The following is a 16,324-nucleotide window of genomic DNA, read 5'->3' as shown; positions in this document are numbered from 1 at the left end:
TATTCTTCCATATACAACCCATGGATTGAGAATGTTCTTATGAGCAAGATCACATTGTCGACAGCACAATTTCCGGCACCAAACAAATAATAATGATCCGACCAAGAGAGCAGCAGCATTTGTGAATAATCTATTAAAGTTTTGTAAGCGACAGGCGATAACATTGCAGAATGAATAATAAAAAATAGATCGCAGACTTACGATTAATACCATAAGCGCTATCGCAAGGATTAGCCGTTTAGCCCCATAAATTCACCAGGATGTCCGCCCTACAATTTGTTGATTAACCCAATAAAAACAAAGGTGAAATATGTCTGTACTCACGGCGATAAAAAAAATTCCTGGCGCCTCCCTGCTTCGCGGTCGTCACCATCCCGCCAATGGTACTTATGATTGTCAAGCTATGCCCGCAACATTGGCCGCTGCGGGGTTAAGTAATCGCGCAGCAGGCATTTTGATGACGTTTGTGCCGCCCAATGCCGATTATGCCCGTGTCAGTCAGGCCTGGCAGCGTTTCTCCTCTTCACATTTAACAGTTGTTACGCTCTCTTCCAGCGGCGCACTGAGTAGCAGTTGCCGGGAAACCACCTATTGCGATGGCGCCGGACAACAAGGCAGTTGGCTGTTGTTGCCGGACAATCTGATCGCTGAGCACGAAGTGCATATCGTTGATCTACATGTTAAAAACACCCATACCGCGACCGATCGCATTAAAGCCATTACGCAAGAGCTGGACAGGTTGCAGGTCAAAATGCCGCTCTCTTCAGACCGCACATTTGCCATGATCTATTGCGATGGCTTGTCCGCGTCCGAAGGGTTCCTGATGCAGGCCTGGTATAAGAGCGGCCGTTTTCCATGTCTGACCATTGGCGGCTCTGCGGGCGGTAAACTGGCGTTTGACGGTACGTGGATAAGCGTGGGCGGTAAGGTGTTGCAAGGCAAAGCGGTGATCATTTTTTGTAAAATGGCAGCCGGTAAATCCTTCGCCCCCTTTAAAAGCCAGAACTTTAAGCCACTCAAAAAAAGCTGGCTTATCGCGCAGGCCGATCCGGTCGCGCGCACGGTCACGTCAGTCTTTGATGAACAGGGAAAACAGCAATACTTCACGACCGCGCTGGCGGAACATTTGCATTGCGATGAGCAGCACCTGACAGAGGGGCTGAAGGGATTAACATTCGGCGTAAAAGTCGGTGATGAGTATTTTATCCGCTCGGTGGCCAAAATTGACGACGACGGCGTGCATTTTTTCTGCGACCTGGAGTTTGGTGACCGCCTGCATCTGCTGGAAGAGACCGATTTTAAACAAGCCACCCTGCACGACTGGAAGAACTTTATTACCCCGCTGGGCAAACCTGCGGCAATCCTGATGAACGACTGTGTCTTGCGCCGCCTCGGCAGCGAGTCACAGTTGCACAACGCCCATTTCTTTAAAGGCTTACCGGCGGCGGGTTTCTCCAGCTTCGGCGAAATTCTCGGCGTGCCGATTAACCAGACCTTATCGGCGCTGGTATTTTTTAACCATAACGTCAAAGCCATGACCCACTTCCCTGTGGAATATGCCAGCTATGCCGGGCATTACGCCCAACGTGCGCTGCGCCGCTGGGAGGCGCTCAATGATTTCCAGACCGGAGTGATTAACCGCGTGGTCGCCTATCAGCAAAAACTGGCGCCACTGATGGCAGCACTGCCCATGCTGGAAGCAGCAACACAAACCCAGAATGAAACACTGGGCATGGCCGAAAGCAGTATTCGCTCCATCAGTGATATCGCCATGCAGAGCCAGGAAGCACAGAACCGTTTAGTCGAGGGGCTGGACGATCTGGAAAAAATTTCTGCGGGTATAAATGACATTACCAGCGGTATCAGCAATATTGCCTTCCAGACCAACTTGCTGTCATTGAATGCCGCCGTAGAAGCGGCGCGTGCCGGTGAGGCCGGGCGGGGTTTTGCAGTGGTGGCAACCGAAGTCAGGCGACTCGCGCACTCCTCTAAAGAACAGGCGGATGCGACGGCAGAAAATATTAATCAGGCAGTAAGCACCATTTCGCGTATTCGCGCTGTCGCCAACAATACCGTTGAAACTGCCAGTAATATGGCACAGCACTCTATTACTGCCGCTGACACCATTGCCGCGATGAGTAATAAAACAACCCATGAGCGTGAGAATATAGCCAAACATCTGAGTAGCCTGCATGCATTAACCTCCGGAATGGATGCTATGCAGGAAGCCGTTGCACAGCTTACGGTATTACAAAAACTCTCGACGCGACATGAGCATCATTAATGTAATAACGCCAGTTATTTATTTGTTATCCCTTTGACGGGGCGCCGGCAAAGGGATATCGATAGAAATAAGCGCCATGATGGAGATAAAACGTAGCAGAGTAATTAATTTACCTTGTAGATTCAATATCTTAATATTTCTTAAGCTTCTTTTTTTGTGAGACCATCCACAATATTATTTAAAAAGAATCAGTAAATATAAGGTATATTCTCAAAACAGCCTCGTTGTGATGCCAGACAGATATGGCAATGTGTTGTGGAAGGACTCCCGCCTGACCTTTTTTCCATAAAAATTGAATGATAGCACTGACAATACCGGGAGTATTTATGAACATTACCAAGCGTTTATTACTGACCTTTTCGCTTTTAATTATCAGCCTAATTGTTACCAACGTCATCGCCATGATGTCATTGTCAAAAATCGGCAGTGAAACAGAATATTTCCAGGCCAATATACTACCCAGTCTGGATGCAATGAATAAAGAAATGTTTAAAGTCACCTCGGTACGTTCGCAGCTCTATTTGCATGGGCTGGCTGAAAGCGATACAGAGATGAATGCTATTAAACAAGAAGCGATAAAACTCTATGATGAACTTTCCGCTATGCATCAGCATTACATCAGTGACCTGGCTTCCGATCAGCATGACCGGGATTTATCGAACAAAACGCAGGCTGATTTAGAAAGTTTCCGTGGCGTGATGGATCAATATTTTAAAATTTCCGAATCAAACGATCGCAACGCCATTGCAGCCACTATGCGTTCCGGGGGGATGGTGGCCACTAAAATTAGCCAGCTGGCGAAAGATTTCACTGACCAGATTGCCTACAACGCCCAACTTGTTGAACAGTCAAACCAGGCTAACAAAGCATTAATTCAGCATTCGATGATCCTTTCTGCCGGGGCAACGCTGGTCGCCACGCTGGTGCTCGGTATCTTTGGTTTGCTGACCGTGCTTAATATCCGCAACCGTCTTAACGCGATGAAAGACGGCATGGTCAATATCAGCGAAAACCTGAACCTTGAGCAAAACCTCGACGCCGGTCGTCAGGATGAAATCGGCATGGCCATCTCCGCCTTCAACGCCCTGCTCAACCGCATGTCGGAAGCGCTGGTAATGGTACGTTCCGCGTCGCATTCGGTCAGTACAGCGGCAAACCAGATTGCCGTCGGTAACAATGAGTTAGCTGCCCGTACTGAACAGCAGTCCGCGGCCGTGGTGGAAACCGCCGCCAGTATGGAAGAGTTAAGCTCGACCGTAAAACAGAACGCGCAGAACGCCCAACAGGCAAGCCTGCTGGCAATAGCGGCATCCGACAGCGCCAGCACGGGTGGCAATGTGGTCAGTACGGCGGTGGCGCGGATGAAAGATATCAGCGACAGTTCACACCGTATTGCCGATATTACCTCAGTGATTAACGGTATCGCCTTCCAGACCAACATCCTGGCGCTTAACGCCGCCGTCGAAGCGGCCCGCGCCGGTGATCAGGGCCGTGGATTTGCGGTGGTAGCCGGTGAAGTCCGCTCTCTTGCCCAGCGTAGCGCCCAGGCGGCTAAAGAGATTGAAACCCTGATCCACGAATCCGTGGCGCAGGTAGCAGAAGGTACCCGCCAGGTGGATCTCGCCGGGGAAACCATGAACGGCATAGTCCACTCGGTAACCCAGGTGAAAGATCTGATGCAGGAAATTGCCGCCGCATCGGACGAACAAAACCGCGGCATTTCGCAGATTGCCCAGGCGATGAGCGAAATGGATACCACCACACAGCAGAACGCCGCACTGGTTCAGGAGTCCACAGCCGCCGCTGGCAGCCTGGAAGACCAGGCGACAAAACTGCAGGAAATGGTCAATGTCTTCCGCCTGCCCGGCGCACAACACAGCCCTGCGCCACGCAGCGCCGTTAGCCGGACATCACGGCTGACACCCGCGACCGCCACTTCGGGAGATACCGGATGGGAAACCTTCTGATAACGCCTATTGCTTCGCGCGCCGGCCTGCCGCTCCCACTCTCCCGGTAGGGTTGCAGGCTCCTTCACTGCCACTCATTTCACGTGGCAGTGCTTTTTGCGTTTTACGCCCTACCCTGCACGACTTTCCAGACGCTGGCGATGGCGCAAACCGGGGAACCACTTCATCCATAGCGCCACCACAATCAACGTACCCATGCCGCCAATCGCCACAGCCGGCACCGCGCCGAGCCAGGCTGCCAGCATCCCGGACTCAAATTCGCCAAGCTGGTTAGAGGTATTAATAAAGATGGAGTTCACCGCATTCACGCGCCCGCGCATATCATCAGGCGTATCCAGTTGCACCAGTGAACCACGGATCACCATGCTGACCATATCAAAGCCGCCCAGCGCAAACAGCGCCAGCAGGGAGAGCCACATCCAGCTTGAGAAGGCGAAGACCAGTGTGGCGACGCCGAAACCGGCAACGCTGAAAAACATGATCATCCCGACGCGGCGATTCAGCGCACGGTGGCTTAACCAGAAGCCCACCAGCAGAGCACCTACCGCGGGCGCACTGCGTAACAACCCTAAGCCAATCGGCCCGGTATGCAGCACATCGTGAGCAAAAATGGGAAGCAACGCCGTCGCGCCGCCGAGCAGTACCGCAAACAGATCGAGGGAGATAACCCCTAACACGTCCGGGCGGTTACGAATAAAGTGCACCCCCGCAAACAGTGATGAGAGCGTGGCCGGGGTGCGTTTCGGCTGCGCCTGTTCATAACGCAGGGTGATCACCAATAACAGCGACACCAGATACAGCCCGGCGGTGGTGAGGTAGACCACATCCGCACCTGCGGCATACAAAAACCCGCCGAGCGCCGGACCGACAATCTGCGCCGCCTGGCCAGACACCGCGTTTGCCGCCGTTGCGCGCGGTAAAATAGCCGTCGGCACCAGCGCAGGCAGCATAGAGACCATGGCCGGTGATTCGAGGGTTTTCGCGCACGAAATCACAAAAATCAGCAGCAAAATCACGCCGACGCTGGCATTGCCTTTCCACGTTAACCACGCCAGCAGCACAATCGCCACCCATTCACAGATCTGCCCGAGCAACACCACCCGCCGCCGGTCAAACTGATCGGCGATATGCCCGGCCGGCAACGCCAGCGTCACCGACGGAAAGAACTGCACCAGACCAATCATCCCCAGCCAGAACGCGCTGTGCGTCTGAGAGTAAATCTGCCAGCCGACAATGATTGATAACATCTGAAAACCAAAGCTGGAGCTGGTTCGCGCCAACCAGAACGCCACAAACGAACGGTGTTGCAATAAACGCCCATCACGGCCAGGTAACTCGGGTGCCATATCGTTTCTCATGTTGATAATTAATGCCCGGCCGACGGCGCGCCCGGCGCACCGGAACGCACAAACGGAGGACGTGCAAACCAAATCACGACCATCAATGCCATAAACCCCCAGCCTAACAGCCAGAAATAGTCGATGGTCGACATCATATACGCTTGCTGCTCAATGGTTTTATCCACCGCCGCCAGGTGCTGCTGCGTTGCGCCACCCATCTTATGCAGATAGTCCATAGCCGCAGGGTTGTAGACCGACACGCTCTCCGTGAGTGACGCGTGATGATAAACCTCGCGTCGCGACCAGATCCAGGTGGTCAGCGAAGACGCAAACGAACCGCCCAATACGCGGAAGAAAGTGGCCAGGCCAGACCCTTCCGCCACTTCCTGGCCGTGCAGGTTCGACAGCACAATAGTGGTGATCGGCATAAAGAAAAACGCCACGCCGATACCCATAAACATCTGCACTTCCGCCACAGTGCGGAAATCAACGCTGGTAGTAAACTGTGCGCGGATCAGGCAGGAAACGCCCATGGTCAGAAACGACAGCGTGGCGAGAATGCGCAAATCCACTTTGTTGGCATAGCGGCCAATAAACGGCGTCAGCAGTAGCGGCAAAAAACCCATCGGCGCAGCGGCAAGCCCCGCCCAGATGGCGGTATAGCCCATTTGCGTTTGCAGCCACTGCGGCAAAATAATGTTAATGGCGAAAAAGGCGGCATAGCCCAGCGTCAGCGTCAGCGTACCGATGGCAAAGTTACGATCCTTAAACAGCCGAAGATTAACAATCGGATGGCGTTCCCCCAGTTCCCAGATCACGAATGACACCAGTGCAATCGCCGACAGTACCGACATGACAATGATTTCCGGCGCGGCGAACCAGTCAAGATCGTTGCCCTTATCCAGCACCACCTGCAACAACCCAACACCCAGCACCAGCAGCACAATGCCGACATAATCGATAGGCGATGAAACGGTGGTCTCTTCGCGGGCACGCAGTTGCGTCCACACCACCACGGCGGCAAAAATGCCAATCGGCACGTTGATATAAAAAATCCACGGCCAGGAGTAGTTATCGGTGATCCAGCCACCGGTAATCGGTCCGACAATCGGCGCAACCACCGTCACCATCGACAGCAATGCCAGCGCCATACTGCGTTTACTGGTGGGGAAAATCACCAACAGCAGCGTCTGACACATCGGGAACATCGGTCCGGCAAAAAAGCCCTGTAACGCACGGAAAATGATCAGCTCGGTCATGCTGTGGGCGAAACCGCACAGAAACGAGGTCAGGGTAAACAGCGCCACCGATCCGACAAATAACCTGAGCTGGCCAAAGCGACGGGTAAACCACCCGGTCAGCGGTAGCGCAATCGCGTTGCACACCGCAAACGAGGTGATAACCCACGTGCCCTGATCGGAACTGACGCCAAGGTTACCGGCGATAGTCGGCAGCGCGACGTTGGCGATGGTGGTGTCCAGCACCTGCATAAAAGTCGCCAGCGACAACGCGATAGTCGCCAGCAGCAGGCTGGGTGGCGTAAACGCCGACTTATCTTGCATAACGTCTCTCTTAGCGGGCGTTGGACGCTATCGCCTGGTTGTTGTCATGAAGAATTTTCGCCACCAGTTGATCAGCCTGGTCCAGCGCGTTCTGGTAAACGTCAGTGGTAAAGCGCGGTGCAGCTACGGTCTGCTGTGGTAACAGATGACCGTCGGTATCGCGGATATCAACACGTACGGACATCGACAACCCGACGCGCAACGGATGCTTCTCCATATCGTGCGGATCAAGCGTGATGCGCACCGGTAAACGCTGGATGATTTTGATCCAGTTACCGCTGGCGTTCTGCGCAGGCAGCAATGAGAACGCGCTACCGGTGCCGATGCCCAGGCTTTCAATGGTGCCCTGGTACTCGACATCTTCGCCGTAGAGATCCGCCGTCAACGTCACTTTTTGCCCCAGACGCATGGTGTTCATCTGACTCTCTTTAAAGTTGGCATCAACCCAGACCTGATCCAGCGGGACAATCGACATCAGCGTCGTGCCGGAGTCAACTCGCATACCAAGCTGCACGGCGCGTTTGGCAACGAAGCCGCTGACGGGGGCGACAATGGTGCTACGCGCATTATCGAGAAAACGCTGACGCAGCGTAGCGACGGCACTTTTGATTTCCGGATGGCTGTCAACAACCGTGTCATCCACCATCGCCAGATTGGTGCTTAACGCCTGTTGCACGGCAGCAAGATCGCTTTTGGCACTGGTGACTGCGTCACGGTAATGCGCCAGATCTTCCGGGGCGATGGCACCGCTGGCGGCAATCTTCTGTCGCCGCGCATAGTCATTTTGCGCTGTTTGCAACGCCACCTTTTTCGCCTCGACCTGCGCACGGTAATTATCAACTGTGCTGTATAAACCACGCACCTGACGCACCGTGCTGGCCAGGTTGGCTTCTGCTTGTTGCAGTGCAATTTGCGTGTCGCTGGGATCCAACCGCACCAGCGGTTGGCCTTTTTGCACATAATCACCTTCGTCAACGGCAACCTGAGTGACCGTACCGGCGATTTGCGGCGTCAGCGTCACCAGGTTGGCGTTCACGTACGCATCATCAGTGGTTTCATAATAACGGGCATACAGGAAATACCAGGCGCAGCAACCTGCGGCGATCAGCAGTAGCACGATGAACAGAATGGCAAAGTTGCGTTTACGTTTACCCGGTGCACGTTCCGGTTGGGCAGTGGGAGTTTGCATCTTTATCGTAACCTTATTCAGGACAGCTTAGCGATGTGGGCGGGTGGCCTCATCCGGCAGCATTTTGATCAGCAACGCAACAAGCTGTTGCGCTTCGTCTGGTGTCAGGCGTTCCGTTAGCGTTCCGAGAATGGTGGCCAGCGCCTCATTCTGGAAACGGTCGCAAATCGCCCGCCCTTTGTCGGTCAATCCAAGAATGACCTGGCGCTTATCTTCCTGATTGGTGTTACGCACAATTAACTCACGTTTCACCATGCGCTCAAGCATGCGGCTCATGGCCCCTGCGTCCATCAGCAGATTTTTGCTGACTTCCACCGGGCTGTTGAACCCTTTGTAGATGCTGATCAGTACCTTGAACTGTGCCGCAGTGATGTCGGTCGCGGAGAAATAGTGGCTGATCAACTGATCTTTGAACTGGTTTGCAAGGTGGATCAGCAAACCAAGATGAAGCCGGGGGGTGGGAATATCAGTAGAATTTGTCATGATATTTGCCTGGTCAATAATTACAATTGAAATTACTGACCAGGCAGATAACTGTCAAGGGAGTGTCAAGAAGACCGCACGTTTTGTCAGTTTTGCCGTTCCGTCTGCCCACCATGCCAACGACGGTGGCCCCATTTCACGCGGCCATTTTCGAGGATTCTGCCACCCCCTGGCGGGTAGCCCGGTGGTTCAATGGTGACATTGCGCATCGCAGGATATATATCAAAACGCTGGAAGATATCCTGTAATGCCTGGTGGTGCGGGTTCAGGTCGGGTAGCGCATACCAGACCAGTTCACCCAGTGACTTTTCAATCCAGTTCTCGACCCGCTCTTCAGCGGTGACCGGGTTCATAAAGGTCGGGCTTTCCGCCATGGTCTGCAAACGGGCGTAATCCGCTACGCTCCAGCAGCAAAACTCCAGCGCCTGCCCGGCATAATAGAGATCATCTAAAAACGCTTTCTGCCCGTCGGTTAACATTGCTTCTTCCGCATCGCTCAACTGCGCATACAGAAAGCGGGTCACCAGCATTGGCAAATGGTGCACCACCAGCCCCGGATGCTCGCCGCTACCGCCGCCAAGCACTAAATTCTCCGGTGTAGCGCTAAAATCGTAGGCTCCCCATCCTTCTCCGTTGATCTTCTCCAGTGGATGGTAAATGGGTAAATACCCTAACTGACCAATCAGTTCATGATCGTAACCGTCGATATAACTCATACTTTATCGTCCTTGTCCGCCGCACGCAGCAGCGCCTGGTAGAGACTCTGTTTGCCGCCGTCGGCTTTGGCCGCCAGCTTCACGACCTTATCGCGTTTTCCCCACACCAGCGACAGAATATGTTCGGCGCGGTGAGACGGTAAACGTGTCAGCTGCGCCGCCAGCAGACGCAGGAGGGATTCATCATCCAGTTGCGACTGGAGTTTGATCTTCAGCGCATCGGTGGCGCGGCATAAACAACAGACCAGCACCGGCAGCGTCTGTTCATTTAAACTGTAATGCCCGATAAAGGCGTGAATAAAGGCATCCTGTACGGATTGGTGTTCATCATCCACCTGCGCCATGTAGTCGCAGAGCAGCGGGAAATAACGCTCACTGGTCAGAGCCAGCCCAAAGACAGCATAGCTACCGGGCATGCAATTTTTTTCCGCTTCCGCATCGGCATACCATTCATACTGATGGATAGCCACACGCGCGTACCGCTCCAGCACCCCATGCAGTTCAGGGTAGCGCAGCGCATTAGCAAAAAAACGGTGCGTATCAGAGCGCGCGAGGCCTTTAACTGGCAAAAAGGCTTTCACTGTCGACTTCAGTGTAATGTGGTAATGACGCGGGAACCCCTGCTCCAGTAGCCGCATAATAAAGTCGAGAGCCTGCTGATACGCCGCACTGGACTCCTCGCGAATATGTAGCGTAATGTGCGCCAGTACGTCATTGCCGCAGCCGTGCATTAGCGGACTCCGGTGTTCGCTGTTCGCCAGCGTCCCGCTGCCCTCCCGTAGATATCGCCCGGCTTTTTCACTGCCTAATTGCTGCGCCAGGGCCAGATACTGCAAGCCTGTCGGCTTACTGTAGCTGGGTTCAAAACGCAGGATCAGCACCGCCACATACAGCAGCAGATCAAGTGGTTGCGCGCCATCCTCGCTATCAACGAGTAAAGTCGCCTGTGGCTTGAGGTGATAATGACACTCGCCCCAGCCCGATTTTTCCACCGTAAAGTAGTGGGGTAAAAAGTGCTGTTCGACCCATTCGCTTAACTGGAAGACGATCCAGTGGCGATGTTCCGCCAGTGCGGGATGGCTGCGGTTTAACGCCTCAATGCGCGCACAACCGCGCAGCAACCCGGCAATATCTGGCTGCGGGTACAAATCCGCATTGAGCGCATTACTGCAATAAAACAGCGTTGAGTGAGTATCCGTTGGGGCATTGCCCTCTTCCAGCACCCGGCGTTGCCAGGTCTCCATTGCGCAGCGTAGCTGGGCGATTTTCGCTGTATTGACCACATCCAGTAAGGTGACAGCCAGCAGGCCATCGCAGGTGGCGAAACGCGCGTCAACGCGAAAGCGGTAGTAGTTAAACGCGGCGTGTAGCCGTTGTTCGATAAGCGAGGTGATGGCCGGTATCCAGACCCTGTTCACCTCTTCCGCTGTCAGACTACCCAGCCAGTCATCAGAATCCGCGTCGTTTTCCCGAAATCGTTCGGCATCACTCTCCAGCGTGATGCGCTGTGCATCACAATTAACGGTCAGCGCATACTCCGCCGCGCGCAAGGGGTTATCTTCAGTGGGAAAGGCAGCCTGAGAGGGCGCATGTCGGGCGGCGGTTTCATCAAACCAGCGGTTAACCACCGCCAGCGCACGTTCAACGGGAAACGGGGTAACGACAGCCATCACATCATCCTTTGTTGTGGTGAGTTGTTTTTATAACCCGATGATTTTGAAGACACAAGTGCGGAATATAGTGGGATGCGAAGCCGCGCCACTGCCATCTTGAGCGAGGTAAGCGAGGCCAGCCCTGACGCGTCAGCGCGTTGCCTCGCATGCCATCACGGAAAGGTGATCATGACGATATTATTAAACCCACCGCCACAGAAGGCCGGACTGTTTTTCAGTGTTTCGTAAAATACGGTTTCCCAGCTATTGGGATTGGATTTGTAATACGACCGATGTTGGCGCGCCAAATATCGCTCTACACCCACCGCTCCTTTTCTGCGGTATACCCTCTGCAATGCATCCTTGATGTCCGAAAATGCCTGCCCGGCATAGCTGGCATACAAATCGCCCAGCGCCAGTTCGTTGAAGTGATAGCGCATTCTGTCCCGCAACGCGTAGGTGTTGGGCACCTGGTCATTCACGTAATAGCGTAGCGCCGGAGAGGGCGTATCGCGGTATTCCGCAGAGAGCCATAGAATCCCTTTCAGTTTGTCAAAAAAGGGATGGTATGTTTGCTTCGCTTTGCGGGGGTTCACTTTGTCGGTTTTGGCTTTATTGCACTCGATGCAGGCCGGATACAGGTTCACGCGCAGCAACGTATATTGTGGGTAGTGGGCCTGAGGCAGATAGTGATCGAGCGTGCTGACTTTACGCAAACTGCACAGCGGGCAGGTACGATTAATCGCCGTCTCCATAATAGCATTGTAGATATCACGTCCGTCTTTACTGTCCACCAGCCGGTTTTTATAGAGACTTTTCATCTCCTCTTTGCTCATCTGGTGTAAAAAGGCTTTCTTCAGTACCGGCAACGTATTAAGCGACGCGGTTGCGCCTTTAATCCGATAAATTTCGTCAAAAAACCAAACGCTGTCTCTCACCTCCGGATTCGCCAGCAATATGTCGAATTTCGAACCGGGCACCAGGCAGGAAAAAATGTCAAAAGGGTATTCGGTCGGCAACGGTAGCTCGTACATCTTTACCTGTCCCCTTCATCGTCGCTTAATGCGCTGAGGATGGATAACGCTTCACTCCCCAATTCACCGCCGAACTGCCGGTAAATATCATCAAAATAGCGATAATCATGCACCATCTGCTGGATAAGGTTGACGTAACCGGTGCGGGATAACTCCAGGTTAAAGGCCGAACGGGTCAGCACGGAGACGTTTTCACCGAAGGTTTCGCGCTCAGGGCGTTCAGACGTTACAGTGTCACCGATACGATAGAGTACCGTCACGCAACGTTTTGGCGTTTCCTGCAAGACAACCGGCGAATGGGTGGCGATGATCGCCACGCCGTTGCACTCAGCAAGCAGCGTCGATAACAGACGAATGAACGCAGACAACAGCGGCGGGTGAAGATGTGTTTCGGGTTCATCGATCAGCAATAATGTTTTTTCTTCAATGACTTCGATAATTTTCGCCACACTGAGAATCACAATTTTATGCCCGGAACTCAGCCCATTAAAGGCGGCGTGCAGCCGTTGCCTGTCATCACACTGCTCCAGCAACTCCGGCAGCGCCAGGGCGGCTAAGATTGGGTCGTAACGGAAATGTTCAACAGAGTTGAGAAACAGTGTTTTTTTCGGTTCATAACGACAGGCTTGCAGACTCTGGTAAAACTCGTTGAAAAAATCATCCATGGTTTTGCCGATGGTCAACGTTTTGCCGTCGAGCGCCAGGGTTTTCTTCGAACCGATATAGGAGTAGGTCACCTGATTCTCGGTGCGTCTCTCAATGGATTGCGGGTTAAATTTCTCAAACGCGCCAAACGACATGGCAATCACGTTGGCAAAAAGGCTGCCATCGTTGATGTAAATATTGGCGTCACTGCGGGTTGCACGCCCAACAACAATATCGGCGATCTCCGTTAATATCGTCGACTTACCCACCCCGTTACTGCCAATCAGCACATGGATATTGGTTGGCGGCACGGATTCCGGATAAACATCAAAATCAATATGCAACGATTGATAGGGCTTTTGGTAAGTAAAGTGAAACTCGGTCAGCGCCGCGCGGCCCTGCAAGATATTGCGAAATTGCCCTTCAATGGTCGTTGTGGAGACATAACGCTGTAAGGAATCCCGCATCGCCTGCTCATCCTGATATTGCAGGTAGAGTTGCCGATCCCAGACCACGTCATTCAGTTTTGTCAGGATGTCTCGGGCGGTTTCCTGCCCCAGATCACGAACACGTTGATAATATTCCCCTGACTGCCCTAATGCGTAATAGCCCTGGGGCAGAGCAGCGAATTCCGTGTCTAATATGGGGCGGCGATCATCAAGTTGCTCCAGCGGACAACCAATTTTGATATATCCCAGATCGGTGCGGATACCGTGACGATTGTAGTGAATAACGTAATATTTATTGCGGAAAGTCCCCCAATCATCCCAACTATCAGGAAGCAAATAGAGGGTATTTGCGCTATCAGCGGGAATCTCTTTTATTCTGTTGACGATACGGATTGTGTGCAGCACGGTTCCTCCATGGGAAACCCAATAACCAGAGAAGTCACATCACTCTTATAAGTTTTTCTGAATTATATAAATATCGCCTGCCGGATGACCACTCTTCAAGCCCCCTCTTTCCAGGGGGAAACCGTCCCCTTCCCCTGAATGCCATTTACAGGCAATCACATTATCCATTTTTTGTGTACGCAGCCGCAAAACCAACTTTGCAGCGAAAAAAACCGCAACGGCAGTGACGGAATTGCTAATGTTTATGAATGGGTCGTTCATTTATCGCTTTTCTGTCGGTTTTTTGCGCTCCGATAGAAAGGTATTAACTATCAAATCCGTAGATTCATTCAAATACCTTTAACCGGAAGCAGTGTATATCGTAACGGCATGACATAAAGCAAATGGAGCCAGATATGAGCACGTCAGACGATCAATCCCACACCTCATCCGCCGGGCAATGCCCTTTTCATGAAAAAAAAACATCGCCGCAAGCGGCCCGCACGACCAGTAACAGTGACTGGTGGCCAAATCAGCTGCGCGTAGACCTGCTGAATCAGCATTCCAATCGTTCCAACCCCTTCGATGCCACATTTAATTACCGCGAAGAATTTAAAAAGCTGGATTATTCCGCACTGAAAGCCGATATCCGCGGCGTGCTGACCGATTCGCAGGAGTGGTGGCCAGCAGATTGGGGCAGTTATATCGGGCTGTTTATTCGTATGGCCTGGCACAGCGCAGGAACCTATCGCACCGTTGATGGTCGCGGTGGCTCCGGACGGGGTCAGCAACGTTTCGCACCGCTTAACTCCTGGCCGGACAACGTAAGCCTCGATAAAGCCCGCCGCCTGCTGTGGCCAGTGAAACAAAAATATGGTCAGAAAATTTCCTGGGGCGATCTCTTTATTCTCGCCGGTAACGTGGCGCTGGAAAATGCCGGTTTCCGCACGTTTGGTTTCGGTGCGGGTCGTGAAGACGTTTGGGAACCGGACCTCGACATCGATTGGGGTAATGAGAAAGAGTGGCTGGCGCACCGCCATCCGGAAAGCCTTGCACAAGCGGCCATTGGCGCGACGGAAATGGGGCTTATTTATGTTAACCCCGAAGGTCCGAACGCCAGCGGTGAACCCACATCCGCCGGTGCCGCCATCCGTGCCACGTTTGGCAATATGGGGATGGACGATGAAGAGATCGTGGCGCTGATTGCCGGCGGTCATACGCTGGGTAAAACCCACGGTGCGGCGCCTGCCAGTCATGTCGGCCCGGAACCGGAAGCCGCACCGATAGAAGCGCAAGGCCTTGGCTGGTCAAGCGACTACGGCAGCGGCGTGGGAGCAGACGCTATCACTTCCGGACTGGAAGTGGTCTGGACGCAAACGCCAACGCAATGGAGCCACTACTTCTTCGAAAACCTGTTCAAATACGAATGGGTGCAGACCCGCAGCCCGGCGGGCGCAATCCAGTTTGTTGCCGCAGATGCGCCAGAGATCATCCCTGACCCGTTCGACCCGGCCAAAAAACGCAAACCGACCATGCTGGTGACCGATCTGACGCTGCGTTTCGACCCGGATTTCGAGAAGATTTCCCGCCGTTTCCTCAACGATCCGCAAGCCTTTAATGAAGCCTTTGCCCGCGCCTGGTTCAAACTGACCCACCGCGATATGGGGCCGAAATCCCGTTATCTCGGCCCGGAAGTCCCGAAAGAAGATTTGATTTGGCAGGATCCGTTGCCAGCAGCGGTTCATCAGCCGAATGGCGCGGATATCGCTAACCTGAAAGCGGCTATCGCCGAGTCCGGTTTATCCGTCAGCGAGTTGGTCTCTGTGGCCTGGGCGTCGGCCTCCACGTTCCGTGGCGGCGATAAACGCGGCGGCGCTAACGGCGCACGTCTGGCGCTGGCACCGCAAAAAGAGTGGGAAGTGAATGCCATTGCGGCTAAAGCGCTGCCCGCATTGCAAAGCATCCAGAAAACCCTGGCTAACGCCTCTCTGGCGGATGTCATTGTGCTGGCAGGCGTGGTCGGCATCGAGAAAGCGGCAGCCGCAGCGGGTGTGCAAGTAACGGTGCCCTTTACACCAGGCCGCGTCGATGCGCGTCAGGATCAGACCGATATTGCCTCTTTTAATCTGATGGAGCCGCTGGCGGATGGCTTCCGCAATTATCGTCGCGTGTGGGACGGTATTACGACCGAAACACTGCTGATTGATAAGGCACAGCAACTCACCCTGACGGCACCGGAAATGACGGCGCTGATTGGTGGCCTGCGCGTGCTGGGTGCAAATTACGATGGCAGCCAACACGGTGTCTTTACCGATAAACCGGGTGTGCTGAGCACCGACTTCTTCGTCAACCTGCTGGATATGCGCACGGTATGGAAAGCCACCGACGAAAAAGCCGAGCTGTTTGAAGGCCGCGACCGTAAGAGCGGTGAAGTGAAATACACGGCAACACGTACCGATTTGGTGTTTGGTTCAAACTCCATCCTGCGCGCACTGGCTGAAGTGTACGCCAGCGACGATGGCAAACAGAAATTTGTTACCGATTTCGTTGCCGCGTGGACAAAAGTGATGAACCTGGATCGCTTCGACCTGCTGTAAGCCTCTCACTATGAAAGCCTGC

The 16,324-nt window shown here is 53.5% G+C and carries 12 protein-coding genes; 3 read left to right on the top strand and 9 right to left on the bottom strand.

Annotation, left to right across the window (positions count from 1 at the left end; genetic code table 11):
- The first annotated feature begins 310 nt into the window (after positions 1-310).
- The gene (locus O9K67_RS11095; RefSeq protein WP_061496394.1) at positions 311-2,284 is read left to right on the top strand and encodes a methyl-accepting chemotaxis protein; all 1,974 of its coding nucleotides are present in this window, start codon (positions 311-313) and stop codon (positions 2,282-2,284) included.
- 326 nt (positions 2,285-2,610) lie between these two features.
- Positions 2,611-4,251, top strand: a complete 1,641-nt coding sequence (locus O9K67_RS11090; protein WP_061496397.1) for a methyl-accepting chemotaxis protein — start codon at positions 2,611-2,613, stop codon at positions 4,249-4,251.
- Between the two features lie 110 nt (positions 4,252-4,361).
- Here the strand turns inward: O9K67_RS11090 and O9K67_RS11085 are convergent, their stop codons facing one another.
- From O9K67_RS11085 to O9K67_RS11045, 9 genes are all read right to left on the bottom strand, one after another.
- On the bottom strand, positions 4,362-5,597 hold the full coding sequence (locus O9K67_RS11085; protein WP_061496399.1) for an MFS transporter: 1,236 nt from the start codon (positions 5,595-5,597) through the stop codon (positions 4,362-4,364).
- Between the two features lie 20 nt (positions 5,598-5,617).
- Positions 5,618-7,153 carry a DHA2 family efflux MFS transporter permease subunit gene (locus tag O9K67_RS11080; protein WP_061496402.1) on the bottom strand — a complete coding sequence of 512 codons (1,536 nt, stop codon included), beginning with the start codon at positions 7,151-7,153 and terminating at the stop codon, positions 5,618-5,620.
- A gap of 10 nt (positions 7,154-7,163) precedes the next feature.
- Entirely contained in the window at positions 7,164-8,342 is a 1,179-nt protein-coding gene (locus O9K67_RS11075) for an efflux RND transporter periplasmic adaptor subunit (RefSeq protein ID WP_061496405.1), read from the bottom strand.
- A gap of 27 nt (positions 8,343-8,369) precedes the next feature.
- Positions 8,370-8,825: a MarR family transcriptional regulator gene (locus O9K67_RS11070; protein ID WP_061496406.1), complete on the bottom strand. Its 456-nt coding sequence runs from the start codon at positions 8,823-8,825 to the stop codon at positions 8,370-8,372.
- An 86-nt stretch (positions 8,826-8,911) separates the two neighbouring features.
- Entirely contained in the window at positions 8,912-9,541 is a 630-nt protein-coding gene (locus tag O9K67_RS11065; protein ID WP_061496409.1) for a hypothetical protein, read from the bottom strand.
- Positions 9,538-11,211, bottom strand: coding sequence for a DUF6138 family protein (locus O9K67_RS11060; protein WP_061496411.1), 1,674 nt, complete (start codon positions 11,209-11,211; stop codon positions 9,538-9,540). The genes O9K67_RS11065 and O9K67_RS11060 overlap by 4 nt, the downstream gene beginning before the upstream one ends.
- Before the next feature lie 155 nt (positions 11,212-11,366).
- Positions 11,367-12,227, bottom strand: coding sequence for an HNH endonuclease (locus O9K67_RS11055; RefSeq protein WP_061496413.1), 861 nt, complete (start codon positions 12,225-12,227; stop codon positions 11,367-11,369).
- A gap of 2 nt (positions 12,228-12,229) precedes the next feature.
- Positions 12,230-13,726 (bottom strand): AAA family ATPase, encoded by a 1,497-nt coding sequence (locus tag O9K67_RS11050; protein WP_061496415.1) that lies wholly within the window; start codon positions 13,724-13,726, stop codon positions 12,230-12,232.
- Positions 13,727-13,771: 45 nt separating this feature from the next.
- Complete coding sequence (locus O9K67_RS11045; protein WP_061496417.1) at positions 13,772-13,987, bottom strand: hypothetical protein; 216 nt, start codon at positions 13,985-13,987, stop codon at positions 13,772-13,774.
- A gap of 134 nt (positions 13,988-14,121) precedes the next feature.
- Here O9K67_RS11045 and katG point away from each other — a divergent pair, with 134 nt between their 5' ends.
- Positions 14,122-16,302: a catalase/peroxidase HPI gene (gene katG, locus O9K67_RS11040; protein ID WP_061496418.1), complete on the top strand. Its 2,181-nt coding sequence runs from the start codon at positions 14,122-14,124 to the stop codon at positions 16,300-16,302.
- Positions 16,303-16,324 lie beyond the last annotated feature (22 nt).

Origin of the sequence: Kosakonia oryzendophytica, from assembly GCF_027886705.1 — a bacterium.
Lineage (GTDB): Bacteria > Pseudomonadota > Gammaproteobacteria > Enterobacterales > Enterobacteriaceae > Kosakonia > Kosakonia oryzendophytica.
This window is presented reverse-complemented; position numbering and strand designations above follow the sequence as displayed.

What these genes read in the sequence shown, in the direction of transcription:
- O9K67_RS11095 (WP_061496394.1), top strand. Translation starts at nt 311, where the DNA reads ATGTCTGTACTCACGGCGATAAAAAAAATTCCTGGCGCCTCCCTGCTT.
- O9K67_RS11060 (WP_061496411.1), bottom strand. Translation starts at nt 11,211, where the DNA reads ATGGCTGTCGTTACCCCGTTTCCCGTTGAACGTGCGCTGGCGGTGGTT.
- O9K67_RS11070 (WP_061496406.1), bottom strand. Translation starts at nt 8,825, where the DNA reads ATGACAAATTCTACTGATATTCCCACCCCCCGGCTTCATCTTGGTTTG.
- O9K67_RS11080 (WP_061496402.1), bottom strand. Translation starts at nt 7,153, where the DNA reads ATGCAAGATAAGTCGGCGTTTACGCCACCCAGCCTGCTGCTGGCGACT.
- O9K67_RS11090 (WP_061496397.1), top strand. Translation starts at nt 2,611, where the DNA reads ATGAACATTACCAAGCGTTTATTACTGACCTTTTCGCTTTTAATTATC.
- O9K67_RS11075 (WP_061496405.1), bottom strand. Translation starts at nt 8,342, where the DNA reads ATGCAAACTCCCACTGCCCAACCGGAACGTGCACCGGGTAAACGTAAA.
- O9K67_RS11045 (WP_061496417.1), bottom strand. Translation starts at nt 13,987, where the DNA reads ATGAACGACCCATTCATAAACATTAGCAATTCCGTCACTGCCGTTGCG.
- O9K67_RS11055 (WP_061496413.1), bottom strand. Translation starts at nt 12,227, where the DNA reads ATGTACGAGCTACCGTTGCCGACCGAATACCCTTTTGACATTTTTTCC.
- O9K67_RS11085 (WP_061496399.1), bottom strand. Translation starts at nt 5,597, where the DNA reads ATGGCACCCGAGTTACCTGGCCGTGATGGGCGTTTATTGCAACACCGT.
- O9K67_RS11065 (WP_061496409.1), bottom strand. Translation starts at nt 9,541, where the DNA reads ATGAGTTATATCGACGGTTACGATCATGAACTGATTGGTCAGTTAGGG.
- katG (WP_061496418.1), top strand. Translation starts at nt 14,122, where the DNA reads ATGAGCACGTCAGACGATCAATCCCACACCTCATCCGCCGGGCAATGC.